This window comes from Dietzia sp. NCCP-2495, from assembly GCF_026011735.1.
In the GTDB taxonomy this organism is placed as follows: Bacteria; Actinomycetota; Actinomycetes; order Mycobacteriales; family Mycobacteriaceae; genus Dietzia.
In genome coordinates, this window is the sequence record NZ_BRVN01000048.1 from 1 (window position 1) to 5,393 (window position 5,393).

Annotated in this window: 2 protein-coding genes; one reads left to right on the plus strand and one right to left on the minus strand. The window is 63.2% G+C overall.

Translation table 11 applies throughout. The features are described 5' to 3' along the window. Positions 1 to 14 precede the first annotated feature (14 nt). Entirely contained in the window at positions 15 to 581 is a 567-nt protein-coding gene (locus OPF83_RS17235) for a recombinase family protein (RefSeq protein ID WP_264888872.1), read from the minus strand. A gap of 480 nt (positions 582 to 1,061) precedes the next feature. Between OPF83_RS17235 and OPF83_RS17240 the strand changes: the two genes are divergently transcribed. Further along, a partial coding sequence (locus OPF83_RS17240; protein WP_264888874.1) for a type ISP restriction/modification enzyme occupies positions 1,062 to 5,393 on the plus strand: 4,332 nt, incomplete at its 3' end.

Below are 5,393 nucleotides of genomic sequence, written 5' to 3' on the forward strand. Positions count from 1 at the left end.
GGATAAGTGCCCGCTCAAGCAACTCGGCTCAGAGCCCGATACAACGTTGCTCTCGAAATCTTGAGGGTCTCGGCGATGGTGGCTGCGGATTCCCCGGATCGCTTCATCCGGTGAGCGAGTGCGACCTGATCCTCGGTCATGCTCCGAGGGCGTCCGGTGTGTCGCCCGCGGGCGGCAGCGGCCTCACGGGCTGCCGCCGCGCGTTCGGACTTGAGGTCAACTTCGTACTCCGAGAGCGCGGCGAATATGGCGGCCATCATCTTCCCCGTCGGAGTAGTGAAGTCCAAACTTTCTCGCAGGGAGACGAGGCTAATATCGCGTTCCTGGAGTTCGCCGATGGTTTCGATGATCCCGGTGAGGGAACGACCGAGGCGGTCGAGAGCTACGACCACGACCGTGTCGCCCGGGCGTGCGTACTCCAAGAGTTCCCGGAGGCCGGGTCGATCATTGCTCCGGCCCGTCCACTTATCCGAGAAGATGTGGTCGACTCCCTCGTGCTGGAGCGCGTCGATCTGCTGATCGAGATGCTGCTTGGTCGTGGAGACTCGTGCGTACCCGAGGCGCTCGCCGTTGGTGCTCATACCAATCTGTCGCAGAAGTCGGCGGGTTCGTTACTTCTGCGACACTAATAATGAGACGGACTTCTGAGACCGGGCGACCAGGGCGTTCCTTCGGCGGGCGCGCTCCTCACCTAAGGGTCTCGATTCCAAAGATTCGAGACTCTTCTCTGAGCGGTGGTTGCGGCCCAAATGGCAGTGGCTCGTGCGTAGGTGGAACACAAGACGACGGTGCGGGGTAGGAGACTCGGCGGGCAGCTGGCTCAGTTCTCCTGCGGGTGGCTCCGCTGGACGAGTGGGTATCGCAGCTCGGACGGGTTGGACCTTCCCGACCGATGGGTGATCGCAGGCGCTGAGTCGCTCGTGGAGCGTCCGCGAGGCGGTCGTCGGTGTGGTTGCCTCAGGCTCAACGCAAGTTTTCGGAAAAGTTCGGTGCGGGGTGCCGGAGGACCATTCGGGGTGCTCCTTGAGACGGGGACGGGCGGGTCTAGTAAGAACAGACCCATGGCGACTGTGCATGAGGTGATCGAGGCGTTCCGTAAGGCTCCGACGAATGTGGAGCGGGGGACGAAGTTCGAGCAGCTTATGGTGCGCTACTTCGAGCTGGACCCGATGCTGTCGCAGCAGTACGACCAGGTGTGGCGGTGGATGGACTGGCCGGGCCGGGACGGCAAGGTCGACACTGGGATCGATCTGGTGGCCAGGGAGCGCGACACCGGCGAGTACACGGCGGTCCAGTGCAAGTTCTACGAGCCCGAGCACACGCTGGCTAAGGGTGACATCGACTCGTTCTTCACTGCGTCGGGCAAGGCTCCGTTTGCCAACCGGGTGATCATCTCCACCACCAACAAGTGGGGCAAGCACGCCGAGGATGCTCTGGACGGGCAGACGACCCCGGTACAGCGGATTTCGTTGGAGGACATCGCCCAGTCGGCGATCGACTGGGACATCGCCTGGCCCCAGGGGGAGCTGCAGGTCGACCTCGCCCCGTCCGCGCCGTACAGCCTGCGCCCGCACCAGCAGGAGGCGCTGGACGCGGTATTCCGCGGCTACGCCGAGGGCAATGACCGAGGCAAGCTCATCATGGCTTGCGGGACGGGTAAGACCTTCACCTCGCTGAAGATCGCCGAGCAGGTCGCCCAGGACAACGGGGGCAGGGCCCGCATCCTGTTCGCGGTGCCCTCGATCGCGCTGCTGTCGCAGACTCTGCGGGAGTGGACCGCCCGCTCGGAGCTGGATTTACGGGCGTTCGCGGTGTGCTCGGATACCAAGGTCTCCCGCGCCGCGGAGGACTTCGACACCTCCGATGTCGCGATCCCAGTGACCACCAACCCCGAGCAGCTTGCGGAGAAGCTGAGCCACCGCAAGCGAGCCGCAGGACTGACCGTGGTATTCACCACCTACCAGTCACTCCCGGTGGTCTCCAAGGCCCAGCGGCTGGGCGTGGACGCCTTCGATCTGGTGATCTGCGACGAGGCCCACCGCACGACCGGAGTCACCCTCGCAGGCGAGGACCCCTCGAACTTCGTCGCGGTCCACGACCCCGACTTCCTCAAGGCTTCGCGCCGTCTTTACATGACCGCCACTCCGAGACTGTTCGACGACAAGACCCGCGAGAAGGCCGACGCGCACTCCGCGGAGATCGTCTCCATGGACGACGTCGACACCTACGGCCCGGAGCTCCACCGCCTGTCCTTCGGCGACGCCGTCGAGCGCGGACTGCTTACCGACTACAAGGTGGTGGTGCTCACCGTCGACGAGTCTGTGATGGCCAGTCGACTCCAGAGTGATCTCGCGGATGCCGGTGAGCTGCGCCTGGACGATGCCTCCAGGTTGGTGGGCCTCTGGAACGGACTGGCCAAGCGCGCCGGACACTCCCCGACGGGCGAGGGGTTCGCTCCCGGTGAGCCCCCGATGCGGCGAGCGGTGGCCTTTGCCCGCGACATCAAGGCTTCCAAGCAGGTCGCCGAGATGCTGCCCCGAGTCGTGGAGTCCTACCAAGACCTCCTGCGTGACGCCGAGGACGAGGGTCAGGACATCGCTGACACCAACCGGGGCCTGCGGTGCTCGGTGCATCACGTAGACGGCACCTACAACGCTCTGCAGCGCAACGAGGAGCTGACCTGGCTCAAGGCCGAGCCCGCAGCCGATGAGTGCCGCATCCTGACCAATGCCCGGTGCCTGTCCGAGGGCGTGGATGTACCGGCTCTGGACGCTGTGCTGTTCATGCATCCCCGCAACTCGGTGGTCGATGTCGTGCAGTCGGTCGGTCGGGTCATGCGCAGGTCTCCTGGCAAGGACTATGGCTACATCATCCTGCCCGTCGCCGTTCCGGAGGGCGTCAAGCCATCAGAGGCGCTGAACAACAATGAGCGGTTCAAGACCGTCTGGCAGGTTCTCAACGCCCTCCGTGCTCATGACGACCGCTTCAACGCCATGGTCAACTCCATCGCTCTGAATTCCAAGGACGCGAAGAAGTCCGGGCAGGGAGTCGAGCAACTCCTAGGTGGCCACGTCGGGCCCGTCGAGGAAGAACTCGCGGGGACCGGAGACAAGGACGCCGACGGCACCGACTCCGATCGGGACGCTGAGCAGACCAAGCAGATGGCGCTGTTCGCTCTGTCGGAGTGGCAGGAGGCGATCTACGCCAAGATCGTCGACAAGGTCGGCACCCGCACCTACTGGGAGGACTGGGCCGCAGATGTCGCCGACATCGCGGCCGCCCAGATCACCCGCATCAACGCAGCCCTCGCAGCTGCCGGACCCGAGCTACGGCAGGGTTTCAACGACTTCGTCGACGGGCTCCGAGCGAACCTGAACGAGTCGATCGGCCGGGACGACGCGGTCAGCATGCTGTCCCAGCACTTGATCACCAAGCCTGTCTTCGACGCGCTGTTCGAGGGCCATGACTTCGCCGCCCAGAACCCGGTCTCCAAGGTCATGCAGACCATGGTCGACCAACTCTCCGGAGCCAACCTCGACGCCGAGACAGCCAAGCTGGACTCCTTTTACGACTCGGTGCGGGTCCGCGCCTCCGAAGTCACCTCAGCAGAGGGCAAGCAGCAGGTCATCGCCGAGCTCTACGAACGGTTCTTCAAGCTAGGATTCGCCAAGCAGGCCGACGCCCTCGGCATCGTCTACACCCCAGTGGAGATCGTCGACTTCATCCTCCGCGCCACCGACCAAGCCCTCCGGGATACCTTCGGTCGAGGACTGACCGACCAGGACGTCCACGTCCTCGACGGCTTCACCGGCACCGGCACCTTCATCACCCGGCTATTGCAATCCGGACTGATCCGCCCCGAGGATCTCGCCCGCAAGTACGCGGGGGAGATCCACGCCAACGAGCTCATGCTGCTGGCCTACTACATCGCCGCGGTGAACATCGAAACCACGTATCACTCGATCGCCGGGCACACCGACACCAGCGACTACGAGCCCTTCCCCGGCATTGTGCTCGCTGACACCTTCCAGATCCACGAGCACGGCGACGAACTCGACCTCAAGGTCTTCCCCGCCAACAACGACCGCATCACCCGCCAGCTCGCCACCCCCATCAACGTCATCGTCGGTAACCCCCCGTACTCGGTCGGGCAGGGGTCGGCGAACGACCTCAACGCCAACGTCAAGTACCCCTCCCTCGATGCCCGGATCGCCGAGACCTACGCGGCCCGCTCCACCGGGACCAACAAGAACAGCCTTTACGACTCGTACCTCCGAGCCTTCCGCTGGGCTACCGACCGCATCGGAGACACCGGCATCGTCGCCTTCGTCTCTAACGGCGGATGGATTGACGGAAACACCGCCGACGGTATCCGCCTTACCCTCGCCGACGAGTACAGCCACATCTACGTGCTGAACCTCCGGGGGAACATGCGTAAATCGAACTGGAAGGAGGAAGGAGGGCAGATCTTCGGTGCGGGCTCACAAGCCACTATCGCCATCTGGATCGGAGTCAAGAACCCAGCTCATACTGGCCCCTGTGAGGTTCACTATCGCAGCATCGGTGACTATCTCACCCGAGAGGACAAGCTCCGGGCAATTGCTGACTCCGAGCTGAAAACCATCGACTGGACATCCATTGCCCCCAATGCTCACGGTGACTGGGTCGACCAACGGGACGAAACTTTTACCGCCTGGCCCGCCATCGGAACGAAGAAGCACGAACCCGGCCAGATCTCCGTCTTCAGCACGTTCTCGCGTGGTCTGTCATCGGGCCGGGACGCCTGGTGCTACAACTACTCCCGCGAAAAACTACAGCGCAACATCGAGAACCTGCTCGATCAGTTCGGGACCGTGAAGTCAGAGTTCGAGCAGCAGAACCCCGGCAGGGTGAAGCTCATCGACGAAGACCTCACCCGGTTTCTACAGGAGAACCCTCGCCATACGGCCACCGGGAAGATTAGCTGGAATCGCTCACTCAAGCAGCAAGTAACTCGCGGGGCCCAGATTGAGTGGAGTAACGGATTCGTCTTCCAGTCCACTTACAGGCCGTTCAGCCCACAGTGGGTGTACTACGACCGACGAGTCAACGACATGGTCTACCAACTCGCCTCGGTGTTCCCGACCCCCCACCACACCAATATCGGTTTCTACCAAGTGGGCAATGGATCAGCCGTGCCATTCAGCGTTGTGATGCTCAATGAGCTGCCGGATCTTCACGTCACCGGAGCAGGCAGCGGTGGCCAGTTCTTCCCCCGATGGACGTACGAGAAGGTCGACGCCGTAGGGGACGGGTTCGACTTCTCCAGCGGTTCTGCGGACGTCGATGAGTATGGCTATCGAAGAGTCGACAACATCACCAACGAGATCCTTTCGATCTACCGCGATGGGGGA